The following is a 19,863-nucleotide window of genomic DNA, read 5'->3' as shown; positions in this document are numbered from 1 at the left end:
AGCAATGAAAAAGTTCAAGATTGGACAAAAGGTAATTATTAACCTAGAACATTCTGAGCTTGGGGGAATTTCCAACGGCGTTAATATCAACTTCACCATGAAGACTTATAATGGGCAGCAACATGAGATTGAGAGAATCACCGAAAAAGGGAATTACGTTTTGAAGGAAGACAAATATAATTTCCAATGGTCACCGGAATGGCTCGTACTCGCTGACGGAGAGCAGCCAGACCGTCAATGGGGATACAAAGGGAAGTTGTATGATGTGGTGGATCGTCACGCTTATAAAGGTGAGTTGATGCTTGTGATTGACCCAGACCCAGCACCTGAGGGAAAGCAATACAAAATGCATGATGTGTTGGAATGTACAAAAATCATGTACGGTAATAGACATTACGGTAACGGTGCTGGCGAATTTCTTTATAATCGTGAGTACAAAACGCTTCTATCAGTTAAAGAGGCTGAACCTTGTGAAGAATCTAAAGCAATCGGAGATATACAAGACGTTTCAGCAACGCCAGTGGCGATACCAGTACAAGAGAATGCACCTGATCCATCTTGGCAAAAGCCTGTAACACCATACGGCGTGTTGGAAGCTGCACGAAAGCACATGTTAGACCGCGCGGCAACGTATGACAGTCCAGATGGCGAACGCAGCATGAAGGCAACCGTACAAGCGTTCAATGCGATTCATGGCACGGAGTTAACGGAAGCACAAGGGTGGACGTTCATGACGCTATTAAAGCTTGTAAGAACGGCGCAGCGTGAAGCATATCATGCGGACAGCTACGAGGACGCAGCGGCCTATGTGGGGCTTGCAGCGGAAGCGAAGGCAAAGGAGGCAGCTATATAATGGATATTTGCCCAGAGTGTTATGGTGATGAAAGACTAGTTGGTGATTTCAAAACAGGAATCAAATTTGTGTGTGAGGATTGCGGTCATGTGACACCTTGTAATCCAATTGTTCAAATTAATGAATTGTACATTCTTGGGGTATTTGATGAAGAAGGTAACTTGTATACCTTTGCTTCCAGCGGGAGACCTTCGACGATCCGAGTATACAATAGTTTGAAAGAATGTAGAAATGGCCTTAGAGCGCTGAAAAGGAGTTATTCTGGTACATTGAAGCCGATTCGATTGAAAGACGGCACGGTGATTGTGGACGATAATGCATAGCATTTGTGATACAGAGTAACATGGGCACTTCTGTGCCTTGAACACCAAAATTATTGGTCATAGAACCAAAATAATAGGAGGATCACTATGAATACAACTGCGATTATCGAAAAGGTACAGGAGCAATTGAGAATTATGGAACAAACATTTACGGATATGAGAACGGCATGGGCTGAAATGGGCAAGCATTTGGAAGAAGCTGCAACGATTGAATCCGAGCCATTGAAACGTGAACAGGTGATTGAGAAGGCGAAGGAGTTTGTGAAGAGTTTGGGCAAACCGCATCATTGGTATCCAGAAGAGACGGTTTTCACACGTGGAATATTCTTGCATAAAGCAGAATTCAAAATAAATCGAAAGTTGCGAACCGTCGTTTGTCTGCTTCGAGAATTTGGAGACAAGAAAGTTTCGTGTCGAGGAATCGCCAAATGCATGCAAGGAGACGCGTTCAATGTCCACATCGGCATGGCAATTGCGTTGGCAAAGGCGTTGGGCAAGGAGGTTCCAACGGAGTTCGTTAATGCGCCGCAACCGGATGCGCCGCAAGTAAGGGATGTTGTAGAGGTTATAACCGGATGTATCAAAGGTCAGCAAATGACATTGATCGGTAAAGCACCAAAGTATGACACGTACGTGAACGGCACTGCATTTAGACACACATATGACAGTGGTTGGCTTGGATCAAAGCAGATCAAAGTAATTGACGATTCCCGCGACGGACGTTACAACGACGGAATGTATACGGTGGGCGCTTAATGCGCCCCTAGGGAGGGAACGGGATGAGCAAGCAACTTACAGTCGAAGAACGGCAGCACATTCGCAAGAGATTCACGACTTACACGAAGTACAACATGCCTATCTTTGATGCACAGGTTGAACGAGTGCTTGGAGCTGAGTTTTCAGCGTGGAAAGAGGTTGAACGCTTGAAAAAAGTAATCAAAGGCACGATTGATGAACTTGAAGCAATCATTACACACACGGATTCATTCTATATAGAAGATATAGCGCGGGCGGCAATTTTGGACATCGAGAACGCATTGGAGGGGATGGAATGAATGAGCGTCAGGAATGGCTTGATTCATTGCAAGAAGGTGATGAGGTAGTTGTTTCAAGCTCCTACCGAAAGTACATCGCCAAGATAGATCGTATTACCCCAACAAGGCGCTTCAAAATTGGAAATACAACTTTTAAACCAACCGGAACAGAAACAGGCCAAAGTTGGAATTTGAGTTCGATTTGGGAAGCTACACCGGAACGAAGAGACGAAATCAATAGAGGTTGTATGATCGGCAAATTGACCAACGTCAAATGGCATTCATGCACAACGGATCAGTTGAAAGCAATCATCAATATTCTGGGGGGATCAGGGGATGAGTAAACAATTGGACATGAACAATGTTAATCACCAACTTATCATGGCTGCACTCACGGGCATGGTTGATGAAGGATTATCGCCTCATGAAGTATTCGAAGTGCTTGAAGATATAAAGCGGAAGACATTCCATGCATTGTTGGAAATCTCTCAAGGGAGGGCATAGGTGATGAGTAGACCAATCAAGTTCCGTGGGAAGAAAGAAAACGGTGAATGGATTTGCGGTGAATCATATCGGAAGGTCAAAAATTTGTTTGCTGAAGGATATCTCATCTTTATTAATGGATCGATTGTCGATCCTGAAACAGTAGGTCAATACACAGGCCTTCCAGACCGGAATGGCAAAGAGATCTATGATAACGCTGTAGTCTTAATTACTGGAGAACAAGAACTAGATTATGGCTACACATTCCGATGGAACGAAAAAGCAATAGTTAAATGGGACGATGTGGAGTGTGGATTTTATTTAGATGTAATTAACAAGCGTGAAGTTAAATTGTGTGAGGATGGATGCTTTACAGTTGATAGATTCCCATTACGCAAATGGACTGATGAAGAATGGTGGATTGAGTACGAAGTCATACACGAACACCATAACCTTCAGGAAGGAGATAGCAATGATGCCTGATGATTTGAAAGAAAAACGTGCAGCAGTAGAAAAGGTATTCTCGCGCTATCGCCTGTTTAAGCGGTTGGAACGTATGGGGAGCGTTACGCCAGAGACAAAGATCACGCCTTCATATGAACCGCGATTCCACGGGAATACGAACGCTATTAGTAAGCCAGTCGAAGATGCGGTCATTCGTGAGATGGAGATCACGGAGCAACGTAGAATGATGATAGCTACGGTAGAGCAAGCGGTTGAGTTGTTGGACGAGCGTGAAAGTGAAATTATACAGATGCGTTATATGGAAAAGGATTACATTTGCGATTATCATGTACGGGATCAACTGGGGATAGGCCACCCCACATATCGACGGCGCAGAGATGCAGCACTGGAAAAATTGTACGTGCTTCTGGAAGTCGTCATAATGGACGAGCGTTGTCGAGTATGAATGTAGCAGGAGGGGAGGAGATGCGCGAACCTGTCGTATTAGAGGGCGATTATGGTCCTATTATTATCAGTTTCGGCAACGAAGACCCGCAGAAGGTTATGGAAGACCTCCACGCTGCTTGCGCTGCTGCATTATTAGACTCATTTGAGAACAAACAGGATAAGGAACAAGCAAAGGCCGCTGTTTAGCGGCCTATTTTTTATGCTCGTTTAATTGATTGTTTAAGCAGCATTAACCGTTTGAAGCGGTTCGCCTTAGGTTTGGGATTCTTCCCCTTTACCGCACCGATGCTGGCAGTTGAGTATTGATTGGCTTTCTTCATATAATACGCGACGCGCTTTACCGTCTTGTCCATCTGATTCACTCCTTTAAATTATAGGTATGATCGTTGACATCAAGTATGCGAATGACACAAAAGTCTTTTGCAGCAAGGAATTTAATTTGGTAATATCATAGAACAGTAGATGAACTCATTATCGCACACACGAATGAGGCCGAGTATAAAGGTTTTATCGCCAATAAGAAAAATGAGGCGCTGCAATCTCGTATGATTGTCATGCCGATTCCGTATAACTTGAAGGTATCGCAGGAAGAGCGTATCTATTCCAAGCTGATCGGTCAGAGCGACATGGGGCATGTTCATATAGCACCTCATGCCTTGAAGGCAGCCGCCATTTTCTCTATTTTGACCCGTTTGAAGGAAAGCAAGAAGCAGGGTATGGATTTGGTGAAGAAGATGCGAATGTACGACGGTGAAGAGGTGGAAGGCTATAAGGAAAATGATCTGAAGGAAATGCAAAGTGAATTCACCGAAGAAGGAATGTCAGGCGTAGATCCTCGGTATGTCATTAATCGGATATCGAGTGCGCTTATTAAGCAGAACCTTCAATGCATTAACGCATTAGATGTATTGCGTGCCCTAAAGGATGGATTGGATCAGCATGCTTCAATTACCAAGGAAGAGCGGGAACGCTACCTCAACTACATCTCGATTGCTCGCAAAGAATATGACAGTCTTGCGAAGAAGGAAGTGCAGAAGGCATTCGTCTATTCGTTCGAGGAGTCGGCGAAAACACTGTTCGAGAATTATTTGGACAATATTGAGGCGTTCTGCAATTGGAAGAAGTTACGTGATCCGCTTACAGACGAGGAGCTGGATCCGGATGAGCGGCTGATGCGTTCCATCGAGGAGCAGATTGGCGTATCGGAAAATGCAAAAAAAGCGTTCCGTGAGGAAATTCTCATACGGTTGTCCTCATACTCTCGCAAAGGACGCAAGTTCGACTATAACAGTCATGACCGGCTGCGCGAAGCCGTGGAGAAGAAGCTATTCTCTGATCTGAAGGACATTGTCAAAATTACGACGTCCACGAAAACGCCGGATGAAACGCAGCTGAAACGCATTAATGAGGTCTCGGCCAGACTGATGGAGGAGCACGGCTACTGCCCGGTCTGTGCAAATGAATTGCTTCGTTATGTGGGGAGCTTGCTTAATCGCTAATTTAATGAATAACTGTAACTTTAACCTGCAGCTTAATGCTTGCAGGTTTTTTATGAGTTCGACTGAGGCAAGAACTGTAAGGCAATGACGAGTGAGGGATGCCGAATTGCACTGTAAATCGAATCTACGAATTGAATAAAACGGTAAAAGTAGTGTGAAAGGCGAAATTACACTTCTTTCGACATGAATAGACATCTTATTTGTTGTACTTTGTAGAATAATGTTGAAAAATGTTCACAAATATCCTCTTTCATTTCTCTTATTTTCGCGTAAAAAATAAGTAGAAGGAGTGGAGAGATATGGAAGAGAGAGAAACTAGAGCAGCATTGCAATGGAAGAGGCGGAGACACCGCGCACGATTAAGAAAGCCAAGCGATGCCCCATTGCTCAGTGTGTATACGGATTGTTCCGCACCATTTTATGTAACAGAAATTGAGCCGTGGGAGCGGGAAGAACGGTGTCAGATTACACCGGATGAGTGCATTATGGACGATGAATATTACTATATACACAGCTGATTGACCGTCCCGTTCCGCAATGGAAGAGGGCAAGTGAGTTGGGACGTATGGGTTCAAATTGAGCCGGAGCATGCGCAGCATTCTTCGTCCAGCAAGGTGCGCCATGTGAAGGGCCGCTTATCTTCCGCAATTCCTGGTTACCCAGACACGCTGACCTTGCCTGTGCAATTGACATTCCAAGGCTCATCGAACCTGCCAGAGGCGCATCTTGGCGAGACCGAGCATCCGCTCTATGATGAGCAGCGGGATGGTCTATCGTTCCAACGCTGGCTGGAATTGCGTCCGCTGCATAGCCAGTATCATCAACTGTCAGATGCCCGTTAGAGGAGCAGCACAACAAGTAGAATGTCACTTACCTAACTGAAAACCTATACCGTGCATTCATACAACAAGGCACCTGATCTTTTGCTTTTGCAAATAAGATAAGGTGCCTTGCTGTCGTTTATTTATAACAATTTGTTCGAAGCCAGCTTTATTGTTGTGGCTGCTGCTTTCCTAACACGTAAGCTGCAATAAATCCGAGTATCATCGTAATAACGCTCACAGCCAACGTTCCAAGCGAGCCATTAAGCCCAGGATAGACCACGACTAACGAGCCGACCACCATCCCAATAATAATGGCATACATAATAGACGGGAATTTAGCAAGCAAGAACCGGATGAACTTGGTGCTGACAACAAATCCGACTATGACACCCGCACCAATAATGGCAATGAGCGGCAAGTTCAGCGTAGACAAGGCGTGAATAGCCGTCGGATATGCGCCAAGCAGAAGCAATACGAACGATCCGCTTACACCAGGCAGTATCATCGCCATGCTGCCAAGCCATCCAGCGAAAAATAGAAATATACCAGACGATGCAGTAAGCTCGATAATTGTGTTGTGATCGTCTGGTTTGAAAAATGCAGTACCCGCCACGGCCGCAGCTGCAATAAGCAGTAAAATATAGTGGATAGGCTTAAAGTTACGGGATCCATTAGCTTCTCTCCATAAAAACGGCAATATACCAACGATTAGTCCAAGGAAAAAGAAGAAGGTTGGCTGAGGATGTTCCGCCAAAAGCCATTTCATCACTTTGCTAAGCAGCAAAATAGCTGAACCAACACCGATACCAAGCGGGATAAGGAAGCCAAGATGCTTCTTCCATTCCCGGCTGAAGAACCCGCTGATCGAGGCGATCAGTTTCTCATAAAATCCGAGTACAACCGCAATTGTACCACCGCTTACTCCGGGAATTAGGTCACTTGCCCCTATTAGAATCCCGCGAATAATATTTTTCCACTCAAACACGTATCTATCTCCTTTTCTAGTACTTATCACTCCATTGTACATAAAAAGGACGCCGAGTCCAAACGAAGGGTGACTCCTATTAGAAAACTTTACTTGAGTTAATTTAAATACTTAGGTATATTTATTCTATTGCCGGCAAGAAAGGATTGAACTACCCGATGGGGATGACGAATATCCCGCTGAGAGAGCGGAAAAAAGCGAAAATTAAAGTTGCTCTATATGAAGCTTGTTTAGATATGAGCATAGAGCAATCATTTCGCGACATGAAGGTGGAAGAAATTTGCGCTCGAGCAGAAGTGTCGAAGGTTACCTTTTTTAAATGTTTTCCGAAAAAGGAAGATGTGCTTGTTTATTACATGTGTGTCTGGTTGACGAAGCGTTGGCTGGAAATTGATGAGCAAGGTCTTCAAGGATGGGAAGCAGCGAAGCATTTATTCGCCTGCGTAGCAGAAGATGACCGTCAAAGGCCAGGTATTATGCTTCGCTTAGTTGGACTGCTCGCTGAAGAGAAAATGCATCCATCTATGCCCCTTTTGTCGGATGCAGAGATATCTCTGCTTTTTCCGGAAAAAGAACAGCAGGCCCGGGAGATAGATCCGAATTTATATATTCTCATGAAGCGGATTGCGGAGGAGGCGATTTCAAAAGGAGAAGCCACGGAACGTTACAGTATCAAGCAGATGACGGAAATGTTGTTTACGATTTTTTATGGAGGGTATTTAACAGCCCATCTCATGATGAGGAGTCATGAGATTATGGCTTGTTATATGGAGCATTTAGAGGTTCTTGTTAAATAGGGGGGGAGAGAATATGGGGATTCATGTAGGTCGTTTTGCTGCAAGGATGGAAGGATCGTTCGTCGTATTCATTATTGGAATGCGGGTCAACCGCTGGTTTGCCATTCATAAATGGCTTCCGGTCATGCAAGCAATGCCGCGCATGATGAAGGAGCTGTATCAGGATAAGGAGCACGGATTTTTGCATGCTGAATATTTTATAGGTCGAAATGGTCCGATGCTGGTGCAGTACTGGCGATCCTTCGATCACTTGGAGCAGTATGCCAAAAAGGGATTCCATAAGGAAACATGGCGCAAATTCCATCAGACAGGCAAGGGTGGGAAGGTCGGTATTTTTCATGAAACCTATCGCATTGAACCTGGGCAGTACGAAGCGGTATACAATCATATGCCAGCATTTGGGCTAGGAAAGGCAGGCCAGCTTATACCAGCGGATGGGGAATATCATGGAGCTCGCCAGCGTATGAGCCAACCACGCGAAAAGAAATAAGTGCGTAAGAAAGACGCCGTATAAAATTTAGTATGAAATACATAATTGTTCCTCCTGTTCACATACTAACATCGTGCGCCGTGAAGATGAGAACGGCATGCGGATAAGATGAGAACGTATAGGAGGAATAGGCAAATGTCGAACGAATACTACTTGCGTCAGCCAGGTCAACAGCAATTTCGGGATTTGGAGCAGCAAGTGAACGCAAGAACGTCCAACCCGGTATCTTATACAAGCGATAGCAGCAACAGCTATGGTACGGGAACTACTTCGGGTTACGGAATGAGCAACTATGCGGGGACAGGAAACTATGGAACGTTAAGTGGTGGCGTGGCTAGAAATAGCTCACAACAGTCGACTGGATATGTACATAGTTATACTGCGCAAGATTCGCAACAAAGCGTAGTTCCAAATAATTTTCAAACAAGTGGTTATGTTGGCAGCATTACAGCGCAAACGCATGGGGCGCATCAAGATGTAGTGCCGAACAGCTTCCAGCCAACAGGCCAAGTGCAAAGCATTACAGCGCAAACGCATGGAGCGCATCAAAATGTAGTGCCGAACAGCTTCCAGCCAACAGGTCAAGTGCAAAGCATTACAGCGCAAACGCATGGAGCGCATCAAAATGTAGTGCCGAAACAGCTTCCAGCCAACAGGTCAAGTGCAAAGATTACAGCACAAACGCATGGAGCGCATCAAAATGTAGTGCCGAACAGCTTCCAGCCAACAGGTCAAGTACAAAGTATTACAGCACAAACGCATGGAGCGCATCAAAATGTAGTGCCAAACAGCTTCCAGCCAACAGGTCAAGTGCAAAGCATTACAGCGCAAACACATGGAGCGCATCAAAATGTAGTGCCGAATAGCTTCCAGCCAACAGGCCAAGTGCAAAGCATTACAGCGCAAACGCATGGAGCACAACAAAACGTGGTTCCGACTCAATACCAATCCAGAGGCCCAGTAGGCAGCATTACAGCTTCCACTCAGGAAGCTGCGAATGAGTATAGCTCATCGAGCATTGTCCAAAGCGTTTCCGATCAATCGTACACTTCGTAATAAGCAAGAAAGACGGTTCAGAAATGAGCCGTCTTTCTTTATGTAAATGTATGTATATGAAGTTATTTATATATAACTATTTACATTGACTGAGATGTTGTTATAATAGTTGTTATGACAAATTATTAGTTGTTGTAACAACTAATTCAAACGCAAGTGAATGGTTAGGAGGAACATAACATCATGATATTTCATTTGGAACGTAGGGTAGGGTATATGCTCGGTCAAACCCACAGAAGGCTATGTGCAGAGTTAGGGGCACGATTCCGTCCATATGATATGACGATTGAGCAGTGGGGAGTGCTGATCCGACTCATTGAAGAGGAAGGCATTACGCAAAAGAAATTAGCAGAACGATGCGGCAAAGATCAGCCGACTTTAACGCGAATTATACAGTTATTGATGCGCAAAGGCTGGGTAGAACGAGCGATCTGTAAGCAGGATCGACGTGCATATCGATTAGCAGCTACCCCTGCTGGCCGAAGTGTTGTGGAGCAGCTTGTGCCGATCGAGCAGGAATGCATCGCACAAGTAATGGCGGGGTTCACAAGTGAAGAGGAGCAGCGATTGCTGGAGTCTCTGCAGCGAATCCAGAATAACGCAGCATTGGCGGAGAAGGAACGCTTGACCGCTTCCAGTAACGAAAGCGGTGAGGATAGATGAGGGCAAATATTGAAAAATGTAATCCCCAGAGCGAGGAAAGGCAGCCCTTATGGACAAAGTCCTTTATTGTGTTAGCCGGATCGAATTTTCTAGTGTCGTTGAATCTGCTGATGATTACCCCAGCTCTTCCAGCTTATGTGAAGGAAGCTTATCAAGCAGACAGCATGACCGTAAGCTTCGTCGTGAGCTTATTTGCGTTATCGGCTATCGTAACCCGCTTGTTCGCAGGGCGATTTTTGATCGATTCCAAGCAATGAGCATATTGATTGCTGGCCTGCTCATTTATGCGTTGTCGACGGGTGCCTATGCATTTGTTCCGTCCTTAGCCTTGTTCATGTTAGTTCGCATGATTTACGGCGCTGGATTTGGCATTGCGAGCACCGCACTAGGAACGCTGGCCACTCGCATTATTCCGCCACGCCGAATGGGTGAAGGAATGGGTTACTATGGCCTGTCCAATAGCCTATCGATGGCAATTGCTCCAATTATCGGCTTGTGGCTGCTGCAAAGCTTCGGGTATGAGTACTTAATTGGAACGACTTTTGTACTAATCATTATTATTTTTCCAATGCTGCCCTTGTTGAAGAACAGAAAAACAGCAAAGAGCCATGCAACGGTTCGAGCGACAGGTTCATGGATTGACCGAAGGGCATTGCTGCCGTGTATTCTTAACTTTCTAGTCACAATAACATACGGAGGCATATTGTCATTCATCACGATGTTCGGTCAAGAGAAGGGGATTGGCCATGTGAGTCTTTTCTTCTTATTCAATGCTATTTCGATATTGGTTGTTCGTACGTTTGCTGGCAAACTGTATGACAGTAAGGGCCATATTGCAGTGGTACCTGCGGGAGGAATTGTTTTGGCTGTCTCGCTAGTCGTTCTAGCTTACAGTACATCCACTTGGATGCTCTGTGCTGCCGCTATCCTATATGGACTTGGTTATGGAAGCCTTCAGCCGGCATTTCAAGCATGGGCTGTTCAGCGAGTGCCTGCCGATCGACATGCTGCTGCTACAGGGATGTTCTATAACTCCATCGACCTAGGTGTTGCGATTGGCTCATTAGCGCTCGGGGCAATTGCTTCTGTAACGACGTATAGCAACACATATCTGGTGTCTTCCATGTCCGCTGTAATCTTGCTTCTTATTTATATGTCCGTAGTGATACGTGATCGGGCTTCACAGTTTAGTGGAGAGGAAAGCACTGATGGTACCTCCATAAGTGCAGCAAAATAACAATTAAAGATTCTCAAATGGTTCATTGCTTTGGTCGTGAAAATAAATTTAACTCATTTACTTGACAAAAGTAAGTATGGAGTTTATTATACTTACATAAAGTAAGTAAATGTTATTAAATAGGCGGACAATGCTGAGTCAACATCAACAATTTGCCGCATGCTATGAGTTGTCCTATCGGAATGAGCATGTATCCGTAAGTTAACGAAACAAATTCATTTTTGAGGTGAACTGATGAAAAAGGTACTTGTTATTAACTCCAATCCAAAACCAACTGAATTGTCTTTCGGTCTTCGTCTTGGTGAGCACTATTTGGCTGCTCTTCAAGCAGAAGCTAATGTTCAAGTCGAACGCGTAAATTTGTATGAAGAAAACATTCCATTGATCGACGGCACAGTATTGGATGCTTGGGGTAAAGCTGGAGCAGGCGAAGCTTTGTCTGCTGAACAAACAAACACATTGGGCCGCATGAATGAGATTTTGGAGCAATTTATTGCAGCAGATGTTGTTGTATTCATTACTCCAATGTGGAACTTGAGCTATCCGCCGCTTCTTAAAGCATATATCGATAACGTGATTATCGCTGGCCGTACATTCAAGTACACAGCAGAAGGCCCACAAGGCTTGCTCGGAGGGAAGAAAGTGGTACACATCGAAGCGCGCGGCGGCGTATACTCCGAAGGTCCTACAGCTGGTCTTCGCTTCGCAGACACTTATCTGCAAGCGATTATGGGCTTCATCGGCATTAGCGATTACGAAAATATCGTTGTAGAAGGCATGGCTGCGACACCTGATCGTGCAGAAGAAATTCTTGCTTCCGCGAAGCAACGTGCTGAGCAAAGCGCTAAAAGCTTGGCAGCATCTATGAAATAAATAAATTGTAACAAATGATGAAAGTTCGCACTTCACTATAAGTCGGCTCCAATTGGAGCCGGCTTATTTTTCGTTGTCACCAAATGGGCTCTTGCACATATGATGGTATCGAGTGACAGGAGGAAGGAGGTTGCAGATGGCGGTCATTAAGGTGAATTCAGAAGATGTCAGGCTCCTTGCACGCTTATGCGGGCTGAAGCAGAAGATGAGGGGGAGCCTGGCATGCTCACGGTAGGCAATGTCGGGTAAACCGAATCCGTGGGGACTGCTTAGATTTCCAGGATATTCGCTCAATGAGGGATATGGTATCAAAATCCAGGGGATTGAGGCGGCGCAGAAGGGTTATTCCGATCAGCGTGCCCGTGATGCCGATATTCGGTTGGCGCAGCGAGCGATTAATGGAAACGCACCTGGCCTGCTTCATAATGCACTATGTTCTTCAGACCAGTTGGAGATTGCCCGGATACGTGGTTCAATCAACAAAATTCAGGTCGCTATAGGGCACATAGTTTCTTTTCTCCATCTGGAGACGACTGTCCAGAAGTATACAGTGGGTAATGGTTAGTCATTATAAAATCAGTCCATGTAGAGACTGTAAAGGAGAGAGTGTTGCATGAATTACATGAGTTATGGTAATCCAACTCCAAACCAATCCGATTTTCATTCGATTTCTCCAATGAGCATGTCAAAAGGCGGGTCTTGCTGCGGCTCAACAGCTCCGACTAGCCCAACACCGACACCATATCCTGCTCCGTGGACGCAAGGTGTAACGATGCAGCATATGGCAATGCACCACCCTACTGCAAATCAGCCTATGGCGATGCAGCCGATGGGAATGCAGCCCATGTCAATGCAGCCTATGGCCATGCAACAGCCTATGTCAATGCAGCAGCCTATGTCAATGCAGCAGCCTATGGCGATGCAACAGCCTACGACAATGCAACAACCAATTGCTATGCAGCAAGCTACACCGCCTATGGTTTCCAGCGGAGATTTGATGACACCTTCCGGCACAATTACGGGGCTTCCTCAAGAGCAATCTTTCATCGAAAATATTTTACGTTTGAACATTGGCAAGGTCGGGACGTTCTATATGACATATGAGAACAACTCGGAATGGAACGCTAAGATATTCCGTGGAAAAATTGAGGCTGCTGGCCGTGACCATCTCATTATTAGCGATCCAAGAACAGGTCAGCGCATTATGCTGTTGATGGTTAACTTCGATTATGCCACATTTGATGAGCCTCTTAACTATCAGTATCCTTTCCGTGAGACTGAATCCACAGAAGAGCAATAATCAATGAATAGAAGGTAAATCCGCCAGCAAGCCGCCGCCTCTCAGAGGGACTGGGCGGCTCTTTGCTTTCTATTCACAAAACATCCAACTTCCGTTAAATCTCTGATGAGGATGAAGCGTTATAATCCGAAGGAAAGGAGAGAAAAATAAAATATCCGAAGGAAAGGAGGAAAAATAAAGAATGCAGAATGCTGCTTACAAGATCATGATCTTAACGTCCCGATTCGGGGAGGGGCATTGGATGGTTACACACGCACTCAAAGGTCAGTTGGAAAGGCTGGGGGCGCAGGTTATCGTTGTAGATTTAATGGCAGAGGCGCATCCGATGATGGATGCGATGTTTCGTTTTTTATTTGTGCAAAGTCAGACGTTGTCGCAATACGGCATTCATTATTATGGATGGAGCTACTATTCAACCCGTCGAATAGAACGAACACATCCTCTTGTACGAACTGGCTTTACGCTAGGCAAGCGAAAACTCAAGCAGCTTCTGGTGGAGCATCGGCCAGATGGCATTATTAGTACTTTTCCCTATTTTGATGTATCCTCTGTTGTCCGCAAAATGAACAAGCATATCCCTACGTTTACAGTAATAACTGATTATGATCTGCATCATCGCTGGATATTGTCCACAACGGATCGGTACTACGTCGCTACGGACGATCTAGCTGAACAAATGATTCTCTCAGGCATCTCTCCAGAGCTTGTGCATGTAAGTGGGATTCCCATTCGCGATGAATTTGAGATGCAGCCAGCAGCCTCGAACAAGCAGCATTTTCTTTGTTCTAGCCATTTGAAATCAGAAGCTATGTACCGTAAATATGGATTAAATTCGAATCTTCGCACCACTTTAATCATGTCAGGTGGACTCGGAACTCAGGCGTTATCGAATCGATTTCTTCGCTTGCTTGAAAGAATACCGAATCATCAGACTGCGATCGTATGCGGCAGAAATGAACGCCGGGAATCAGAGCTTCGGGCGAAGTTTATCTATGCTGGGAATGTCCATATATTCGGCTATGTGACAGCAATTCACGAGCTTATGTCTTGCGCCGATGCGATGGTGACGAAGGCAGGAGGCGTTACGTTGACCGAAGCACTTGCCCTGCAGGTTCCGCTATTTATTGCACGTCCCCAACCGGGTCAAGAGCGAGAGAATGCTCGATATTTCGCCCGACATGGGGCAGCCCTTGTTGCGCGGCAAGATATAGAGCTGGCGATAAGATTGTGCGATGCGTACAATCAGCCTTCACTGCTAGAAACGATGAAACGCAGTATGGCGAGTCTAACGCACCCGCATGCTGCACAGCGGATCGCAGTTGACATCCTGGATACGATTACGACGGAAAGGCCGTACTCATTCTTGTTTGCGGGCAAGCCAATGCTTAGCCGCAATGGTCAATAAAGCTACACATACAAGCAGCGAAGAAACGGCGAACGCGGCAGAAAATTGATATTCGTTATATAGAATTTCAATATGGAGCGGCATCGTGTTCGTCTCGCCTCGTATATGACCCGATACGACGGATACTGCTCCAAATTCCCCCATTGCCCTTGCATTGCAAATGATTATACCGTACAACAGCCCCCATTTTATGTTCGGCAACGTTACGCGCCAGAACATGCGCCATCCACTAGCTCCTAAGGTTGCGGCTGCCTCTTCTTCCTGTATGCCCTGCGTCTGCATAAGCGGGATGAGTTCTCTTGCCACGAAGGGAAATGTAACAAATAGAGTAGCTAGCACAATGCCAGGCAGCGCAAATACGATCCGAATGTTATGATCATCCAGCCATTCACCGAACCACCCGTTAGCGCCAAAGATCAGAATAAATAAAAAACCTGCAATGACAGGCGATATAGAGAAGGGGAGATCCATTAAGGTAATAAGCCATTGTTTGCCGCGAAAGGAGAACTTGGTTATGCACCAAGCTGCAGCTAGACCGAATAGGGCATTCAAGGGCACAGTAATTGCCGCAGTGAACAGCGTAAGCTGGATAGCTTGCAAGGCATCCGGATCAAGAAGTGCTGCCAAATAGACATCCGCACCTCGCTTGAAGGCTTGCACGAATACGGCCGCTAATGGGAGCAGCAGGACGAGACTAATAAAACCAAGTGCAATCACAATAAGTGTATATCGGACGACGGGTGATTCCGTGGTGCAGTTGTTAGCTTGAGAGGCTGACGGTGGGCGATGATTGCGATGCGACTCCAATTCCTGCAGGAGTTTGGGCTGAGACTTGGAATGGCCGTGCAGCAAGGGAATATGCGTCATTCAGATGTTCTCCTCCTTAGGAAATAGATTTATGAAATAAGACAGATCTGGGTAATTTGTTCTAGCTGAAAGTTCGAGCGCTCATCCGCCATTGAATCAGATTGATCAGGAAGAGGAGGATGAAGGAAATGACCAGTAAAATAAGCGCGATTGCAGTGGCTGCGGCATAGTCGTATTGTTCCAGCTTCGTCATAATGAGCAGCGGAGCAATCTCGGTCTTATACGGCATATTGCCGGATATGAATACGACAGAACCATATTCGCCAATTCCTCGCGCGAAGGCGAGCGCAAAGCCTGTCAGCAGCGGTGGAACCAACTCGGGAAGAATAATTTTCATAAATACGGAGGAGCGCTTGGCGCCTAATGTGGCAGCTGCTTCTTCGACTTCTGTACCCCATTGTTCCAGAACAGGCTGAACCGTGCGAACGACGAAGGGAAATCCAATAAAGGTAAGTGCTATCATAATGCCAAGCAGTGAATAAGCGCTGTGAATGCCGAGTGGGTACAGCAGTTGGCCAACCCAACCGTTCTCCGCGTAAATGGATGTAAGAGCAATGCCTGCTACTGCGGTAGGCAGCGCGAACGGCAGGTCAATCAGTCCGTCGATCCACCGTTTTCCGGGAAATGAATAGCGGACAAGCACCCAAGCGACGATGAGCCCAAATCCAACATTCAAGAGCCCCGCGGCAAAGGAAACGATAAAGCTGATTCGATAAGCAGCGATGACGCGCTCATCAAGAATCGTGTTCCAAAACTCATTCCAGCTCAGTTCCGATGTTTTCAAGACAATCGCTGATAATGGGATAAGCACAATAAGGGACATATACAGTAAAGTATAACCCAATGTAAAACGGAAGCCGGGAAGCACGGAGTAGGGGCGCTTCCGCGGCGGTTCTGGAGAGCGGCTCAGGGCGGTGGAGTGTGAGGTCATGATTACCGTGCTCCCTTCTACTTTTTATAGATTTGATCGAATAATGCTCCATCCGCGAAGTGCTTTTGATGTGCCTCTTCCCAACCGCCAAAGTCATCTTGCATGGTCAACAGCTTCAACTCTGGGAACTGAGACGTATGCTTGGCAGCAACAGCCTCAAGCCGTGGGCGATAATAATGCTTCGCAGCGATCTCTTGTCCTTCCTCTGAATAGAGATACGTTAAGTATGCCTCTGCAACTTTACGTGTTCCTCGCTTATCGACGGTTTTGTCGACGACAGATACAGGCGGCTCTGCCAACACACTCAGCTTCGGCACCACGATTTCGAATTTGTCCTGCCCCAGCTCGTTCGTGGCCAGAAATGCTTCGTTTTCCCATGAGATGAGAACATCGCCAATCCCTCGTTCGACGAAGGTGGTTGTTGCCCCGCGCGCTCCCGAATCCAATACAGGGACATTGGCATATAGAGCTGAGAGAAATTGCTTCGCCTTTTTTTCATCCTGATTGTTCTCTGACAACGCATAGCCCCATGCAGCAAGATAGTTCCAACGTGCTCCTCCGGAAGTCTTGGGGTTCGGCGTGATTACTTGAATACCGGGCTTGATTAAATCATCCCAATCATGAATTTCCTTCGGATTGCCCTTACGCACCAGAAATACAATCGTGGAGTAATACGGGGCGCTATTATGCCTAAATTGGGACTGCCAGCCGTCCTGGATTAGGCCAGCCTTGCGAATTGCATCGATATCGTACGCGAGCGCCAAGGTTACGACATCGGCCTTTAAGCCGTCGATGACAGCACGAGCCTGCTTGCCGCTGCCGCCATGAGATTGCTTTATGACGACATTTTGTCCAGCGACCTCCTTCCAATGTGCAGCAAAAGCTTTATTGAAGTCTGCGTACAACTCGCGAGTCGGATCGTAGGATACGTTCTGCAGTTCAACCGTCTCCTCGGAGGCAGGCTGCTTGGCGCCTTCCGCTGCTTCCGGCTTGCCTGCTTCTGTTCGGCCGCAGGAGGCGAGAAAGGCTAGCGTCAATACGGACAGCATGATTACGAAGCGCACCGGCAATCGTTGTGTCTTCATCGAGAATGCCTCCTTCCCTTCGTACTTTCCAGCTCGAAGCGGGTGCGTTCTGTACGTTCCATTTGTACAATGTGGCCGTCATGAATCGTAATGGTCAGTGATCCGTAGTTCAAGCCTTTCAATTGTTCTGCGATGCGATCCAGCCATTTCGGATGGATGCTGTTCAATTCAAGCTGCGATGGTTGACTGTTCATGCATGTTCCTCCCTTATCGTTGTAATAAATACAAAAAACCGAAGACACCCCTAATCATGCAGTTAGGTATGCGTCTCCGGTGATCCGGTCGACTGAAATCATAAGTCGTCGTTGTTGGGTTGATTAATTATTATATTTCCTATAAGATAACTGAGATATTGGTGTTATGGCAGTATGTTATCAGCATCCGATTGGGAAGTCAATGCAGTAGTCTACTTATTTCCAAAGTTATATTAAGTTCTTCAGATGTGCCGGGTGCAACGATGTTGTACGCATTTGCCATATCTTTGTAAGGAGATCCGACATGATGGTTTGCACCAGACTGCGGTTTAATACTATACTAAAATGGATGAATCAATCTGCTTGGCGGTGCCTAGAGCGATTCAAGAAGATGGAGCGGATAGGTCGGATTAATGACCGAGTTCGTTACAGGGATGAAGGAGGCAATGAACATGCAAATTACGTTGAATAATGGCTTGAGCATGCCGCAGCTAGGACTTGGGGTATGGCGCGTAGAGGAAGGACAGCAGGTGAAGGATGCGGTGAAGACTGCATTGCAAACAGGCTATCGCTTGATTGATACGGCCGCTATCTACAAGAATGAAGCAGGCGTTGGCGAAGCGATTCAAGAGTCAGGCGTGAAGCGCGAAGATATATTCTTGACAACGAAGGTATGGAATTCTGATCAAGGATACGATGCTACCCTGAAGGCATTTGAAGAGAGCTTACATAAGTTGGGGACAGACTATCTTGATTTGTATTTGATTCATTGGCCAGTACCTTCTCAAGATTTGTATGTAGATACGTACAAAGCGTTGGAGAAGCTGTATGCAGACGGTCGCGTACGTTCGATCGGTGTATCCAACTTCCATGTTCCGCATTTGGAACGCCTCATGCAGGAGTGCAGCGTGAAGCCGGTTGTGAACCAGGTGGAATGCCATCCTCGCTTGGCTCAGAACGAACTCCGTGAATTTTGCCAACGCCATGATATCTATTTGGAGGCTTGGAGCCCTCTTATGCAGGGCGGAGACATTTTGCAGAACGAAAAAATCACAGCAATTGCTGCCGCACACGGCAAAACACCAGCTCAAGTCGTGATACGCTGGCACTTGCAGCACGGACATGTCGTGATTCCAAAATCGATTACACCGTCGCGCATCCGCGAGAACTTCGACGTATTTGATTTTGAGTTAAGCAGCACGGAGCTGAGCAGCATTGATGCACTGAATGAGGACAAGCGAGTGGGCCCGAATCCGGATGAGTTTGCTGTTTTGTAAAAGCTAAAAGCAATCACACTGAGACGGAATCATAGATATAACATTTAAATAAAACACGGTTTGCCCCATATGTTGGGACAAACCGTGTTTTATTTGTCTTCTTCGTCCTTATTCCAATTGGCAAGCGCTGCGAAAGGATTGTCTCGCTCTTCGTCGCCTGTATCGTCCCGGTATACGACATTGCTTTCATAGCTTGGATGCTCCTGAACATCATTGCGAGTCAGTTGTATGTGTTCCTGCATGCGGATATATATGAGTGCCGTGTTGTAGGCATCATCCAGCGCCCGATGCTGATTACCGACGAACGGGACGTCCAATGCCTCCAGCGCAGACTTGAGTCCAATTTGCTGGTTATGCTCACGCTTCATAGCGGTCGATACTTGCTTCTGCAAATTGTTATGGTTGCGCAGCCAGTGCAAAGGAATCTTCTTCTGGCGGCATTCTTTAAGAAATTGTGTTTTGTCATCAGGGCCCCAGGAGCAGAGTGCATAGTCATCTGTATCGATCCATGCGATGAATTGATCCAGTACATCCTGCAGGGTTGATGCGTTTGTAATATCCTCTTGTGTAATACCTGTAAAATTAACCGTATCTTCCGTCAACTTTGGGGAAAGAGTCGGTTTGACGAAGGCTTGAAACGTATCGGCAATGACGAATTTATCGTCGCTCTCCGTTACCTTAACCGCTCCAATTTCAATGATTTCGGCAAACGCCCCTTTTTTACGCTTCACGGTCATTTCCAAATCATAAATAATTGCTAACATGATGCCGCTCC

27 protein-coding genes and 2 pseudogenes are annotated in these 19,863 nt (G+C 46.2%); 22 read left to right on the top strand and 7 right to left on the bottom strand.

Translation table 11 applies throughout. The features are described from left to right. The first annotated feature begins 4 nt into the window (after positions 1-4). The 9 genes from PAV_RS35690 to PAV_RS34985 all read left to right on the top strand — a co-directional run bounded on the left by PAV_RS35690 (position 5) and on the right by PAV_RS34985 (position 3,791). Positions 5-853 (top strand): DUF6378 domain-containing protein, encoded by an 849-nt coding sequence (locus PAV_RS35690; RefSeq protein WP_005551484.1) that lies wholly within the window; start codon positions 5-7, stop codon positions 851-853. Continuing rightward, positions 853-1,176, top strand: coding sequence for a TFIIB-type zinc ribbon-containing protein (locus tag PAV_RS27450; RefSeq protein ID WP_005551482.1), 324 nt, complete (start codon positions 853-855; stop codon positions 1,174-1,176). Before PAV_RS35690 ends, PAV_RS27450 begins: the two co-directional genes overlap by 1 nt. An 87-nt stretch (positions 1,177-1,263) precedes the next feature. Continuing rightward, positions 1,264-1,932, top strand: coding sequence for a hypothetical protein (locus PAV_RS27445; protein ID WP_005551481.1), 669 nt, complete (start codon positions 1,264-1,266; stop codon positions 1,930-1,932). 23 nt (positions 1,933-1,955) lie between these two features. Continuing rightward, the gene (locus PAV_RS27440; RefSeq protein WP_005551480.1) at positions 1,956-2,231 is read left to right on the top strand and encodes a hypothetical protein; all 276 of its coding nucleotides are present in this window, start codon (positions 1,956-1,958) and stop codon (positions 2,229-2,231) included. Continuing rightward, positions 2,228-2,554 carry a hypothetical protein gene (locus tag PAV_RS27435; RefSeq protein WP_005551478.1) on the top strand — a complete coding sequence of 109 codons (327 nt, stop codon included), beginning with the start codon at positions 2,228-2,230 and terminating at the stop codon, positions 2,552-2,554. The genes PAV_RS27440 and PAV_RS27435 overlap by 4 nt, the downstream gene beginning before the upstream one ends. Next, positions 2,547-2,714 carry a hypothetical protein gene (locus PAV_RS35390; RefSeq protein WP_005551476.1) on the top strand — a complete coding sequence of 56 codons (168 nt, stop codon included), beginning with the start codon at positions 2,547-2,549 and terminating at the stop codon, positions 2,712-2,714. Before PAV_RS27435 ends, PAV_RS35390 begins: the two co-directional genes overlap by 8 nt. Before the next feature lie 3 nt (positions 2,715-2,717). Continuing rightward, complete coding sequence (locus PAV_RS32805; RefSeq protein WP_005551474.1) at positions 2,718-3,176, top strand: YopX family protein; 459 nt, start codon at positions 2,718-2,720, stop codon at positions 3,174-3,176. Continuing rightward, positions 3,166-3,603: an ArpU family phage packaging/lysis transcriptional regulator gene (locus PAV_RS27425; protein WP_157267322.1), complete on the top strand. Its 438-nt coding sequence runs from the start codon at positions 3,166-3,168 to the stop codon at positions 3,601-3,603. Before PAV_RS32805 ends, PAV_RS27425 begins: the two co-directional genes overlap by 11 nt. A gap of 20 nt (positions 3,604-3,623) precedes the next feature. Next, positions 3,624-3,791: a hypothetical protein gene (locus PAV_RS34985; protein WP_157267320.1), complete on the top strand. Its 168-nt coding sequence runs from the start codon at positions 3,624-3,626 to the stop codon at positions 3,789-3,791. Positions 3,792-3,802: 11 nt separating this feature from the next. Here the strand turns inward: PAV_RS34985 and PAV_RS34980 are convergent, their stop codons facing one another. Next, positions 3,803-3,958 (bottom strand): hypothetical protein, encoded by a 156-nt coding sequence (locus PAV_RS34980; RefSeq protein ID WP_005551470.1) that lies wholly within the window; start codon positions 3,956-3,958, stop codon positions 3,803-3,805. Between the two features lie 102 nt (positions 3,959-4,060). Here PAV_RS34980 and PAV_RS27420 point away from each other — a divergent pair. The 3 genes and pseudogenes from PAV_RS27420 to PAV_RS36620 all read left to right on the top strand — a co-directional run. Continuing rightward, positions 4,061-5,104 (top strand): annotated as a pseudogene (locus tag PAV_RS27420) (protein prkA); the annotation flags it as partial. 299 nt (positions 5,105-5,403) lie between these two features. Further along, complete coding sequence (locus tag PAV_RS36625; RefSeq protein ID WP_005551468.1) at positions 5,404-5,622, top strand: hypothetical protein; 219 nt, start codon at positions 5,404-5,406, stop codon at positions 5,620-5,622. Next, positions 5,623-5,946: a DUF2199 domain-containing protein gene (locus tag PAV_RS36620; RefSeq protein ID WP_262866882.1), complete on the top strand. Its 324-nt coding sequence runs from the start codon at positions 5,623-5,625 to the stop codon at positions 5,944-5,946. Between the two features lie 148 nt (positions 5,947-6,094). Here PAV_RS36620 and PAV_RS27410 read toward each other — a convergent pair whose 3' ends face one another. Then, a complete protein-coding gene (locus tag PAV_RS27410) occupies positions 6,095-6,955 on the bottom strand; it encodes a DUF368 domain-containing protein (RefSeq protein ID WP_051135238.1) in 861 nt (286 codons plus the stop codon). 116 nt (positions 6,956-7,071) lie between these two features. Between PAV_RS27410 and PAV_RS27405 the strand changes: the two genes are divergently transcribed. The 9 genes and pseudogenes from PAV_RS27405 (at position 7,072) to PAV_RS27365 (ending at position 14,734) form a co-directional block, all read left to right on the top strand. Continuing rightward, positions 7,072-7,710 carry a TetR/AcrR family transcriptional regulator gene (locus PAV_RS27405; protein WP_005551465.1) on the top strand — a complete coding sequence of 213 codons (639 nt, stop codon included), beginning with the start codon at positions 7,072-7,074 and terminating at the stop codon, positions 7,708-7,710. Positions 7,711-7,723: 13 nt separating this feature from the next. After that, positions 7,724-8,200 carry a DUF4188 domain-containing protein gene (locus tag PAV_RS27400; protein WP_005551464.1) on the top strand — a complete coding sequence of 159 codons (477 nt, stop codon included), beginning with the start codon at positions 7,724-7,726 and terminating at the stop codon, positions 8,198-8,200. A 135-nt stretch (positions 8,201-8,335) separates the two neighbouring features. Further along, complete coding sequence (locus PAV_RS27395; protein WP_005551463.1) at positions 8,336-9,256, top strand: hypothetical protein; 921 nt, start codon at positions 8,336-8,338, stop codon at positions 9,254-9,256. Positions 9,257-9,439: 183 nt separating this feature from the next. Continuing rightward, positions 9,440-9,919, top strand: coding sequence for a MarR family winged helix-turn-helix transcriptional regulator (locus PAV_RS27390; protein ID WP_005551462.1), 480 nt, complete (start codon positions 9,440-9,442; stop codon positions 9,917-9,919). Positions 9,920-9,968: 49 nt separating this feature from the next. Beyond that, complete coding sequence (locus PAV_RS27385) at positions 9,969-11,156, top strand: MFS transporter (protein WP_005551461.1); 1,188 nt, start codon at positions 9,969-9,971, stop codon at positions 11,154-11,156. Between the two features lie 234 nt (positions 11,157-11,390). Then, complete coding sequence (locus PAV_RS27380) at positions 11,391-12,029, top strand: FMN-dependent NADH-azoreductase (RefSeq protein WP_005551460.1); 639 nt, start codon at positions 11,391-11,393, stop codon at positions 12,027-12,029. Positions 12,030-12,165: 136 nt separating this feature from the next. Continuing rightward, positions 12,166-12,587 (top strand): annotated as a pseudogene (locus PAV_RS27375) (cell wall hydrolase). A 301-nt stretch (positions 12,588-12,888) separates the two neighbouring features. Further along, positions 12,889-13,329, top strand: a complete 441-nt coding sequence (gerQ, locus tag PAV_RS27370) for a spore coat protein GerQ (RefSeq protein ID WP_409347772.1) — start codon at positions 12,889-12,891, stop codon at positions 13,327-13,329. A gap of 181 nt (positions 13,330-13,510) precedes the next feature. After that, on the top strand, positions 13,511-14,734 hold the full coding sequence (locus PAV_RS27365) for an MGDG synthase family glycosyltransferase (protein WP_005551453.1): 1,224 nt from the start codon (positions 13,511-13,513) through the stop codon (positions 14,732-14,734). Here the strand turns inward: PAV_RS27365 and cysW are convergent. From cysW to PAV_RS27345, 4 genes are all read right to left on the bottom strand, one after another. After that, positions 14,687-15,601 carry a sulfate ABC transporter permease subunit CysW gene (gene cysW, locus PAV_RS27360; RefSeq protein WP_005551451.1) on the bottom strand — a complete coding sequence of 305 codons (915 nt, stop codon included), beginning with the start codon at positions 15,599-15,601 and terminating at the stop codon, positions 14,687-14,689. The genes PAV_RS27365 and cysW overlap by 48 nt on opposite strands. 61 nt (positions 15,602-15,662) lie before the next feature. Further along, positions 15,663-16,532: a sulfate ABC transporter permease subunit CysT gene (gene cysT, locus PAV_RS27355; protein WP_005551450.1), complete on the bottom strand. Its 870-nt coding sequence runs from the start codon at positions 16,530-16,532 to the stop codon at positions 15,663-15,665. 17 nt (positions 16,533-16,549) lie between these two features. Beyond that, on the bottom strand, positions 16,550-17,617 hold the full coding sequence (locus PAV_RS27350; RefSeq protein ID WP_005551448.1) for a sulfate ABC transporter substrate-binding protein: 1,068 nt from the start codon (positions 17,615-17,617) through the stop codon (positions 16,550-16,552). Beyond that, positions 17,614-17,811, bottom strand: a complete 198-nt coding sequence (locus PAV_RS27345; RefSeq protein WP_005551446.1) for a YezD family protein — start codon at positions 17,809-17,811, stop codon at positions 17,614-17,616. Before PAV_RS27345 ends, PAV_RS27350 begins: the two co-directional genes overlap by 4 nt. Positions 17,812-18,263: 452 nt before the next feature. Here PAV_RS27345 and PAV_RS27340 point away from each other — a divergent pair, with 452 nt between their 5' ends. Beyond that, positions 18,264-19,088 carry an aldo/keto reductase gene (locus PAV_RS27340; protein ID WP_005551442.1) on the top strand — a complete coding sequence of 275 codons (825 nt, stop codon included), beginning with the start codon at positions 18,264-18,266 and terminating at the stop codon, positions 19,086-19,088. An 89-nt stretch (positions 19,089-19,177) separates the two neighbouring features. Here PAV_RS27340 and PAV_RS27335 read toward each other — a convergent pair whose 3' ends face one another. Next, on the bottom strand, positions 19,178-19,852 hold the full coding sequence (locus PAV_RS27335; RefSeq protein WP_005551441.1) for a 3'-5' exonuclease: 675 nt from the start codon (positions 19,850-19,852) through the stop codon (positions 19,178-19,180). Positions 19,853-19,863 lie beyond the last annotated feature (11 nt).

Origin of the sequence: Paenibacillus alvei DSM 29 (assembly GCF_000293805.1) — a bacterium.
In the GTDB taxonomy this organism is placed as follows: Bacteria; Bacillota; Bacilli; order Paenibacillales; family Paenibacillaceae; genus Paenibacillus_B; species Paenibacillus_B alvei.
This window is presented reverse-complemented; position numbering and strand designations above follow the sequence as displayed.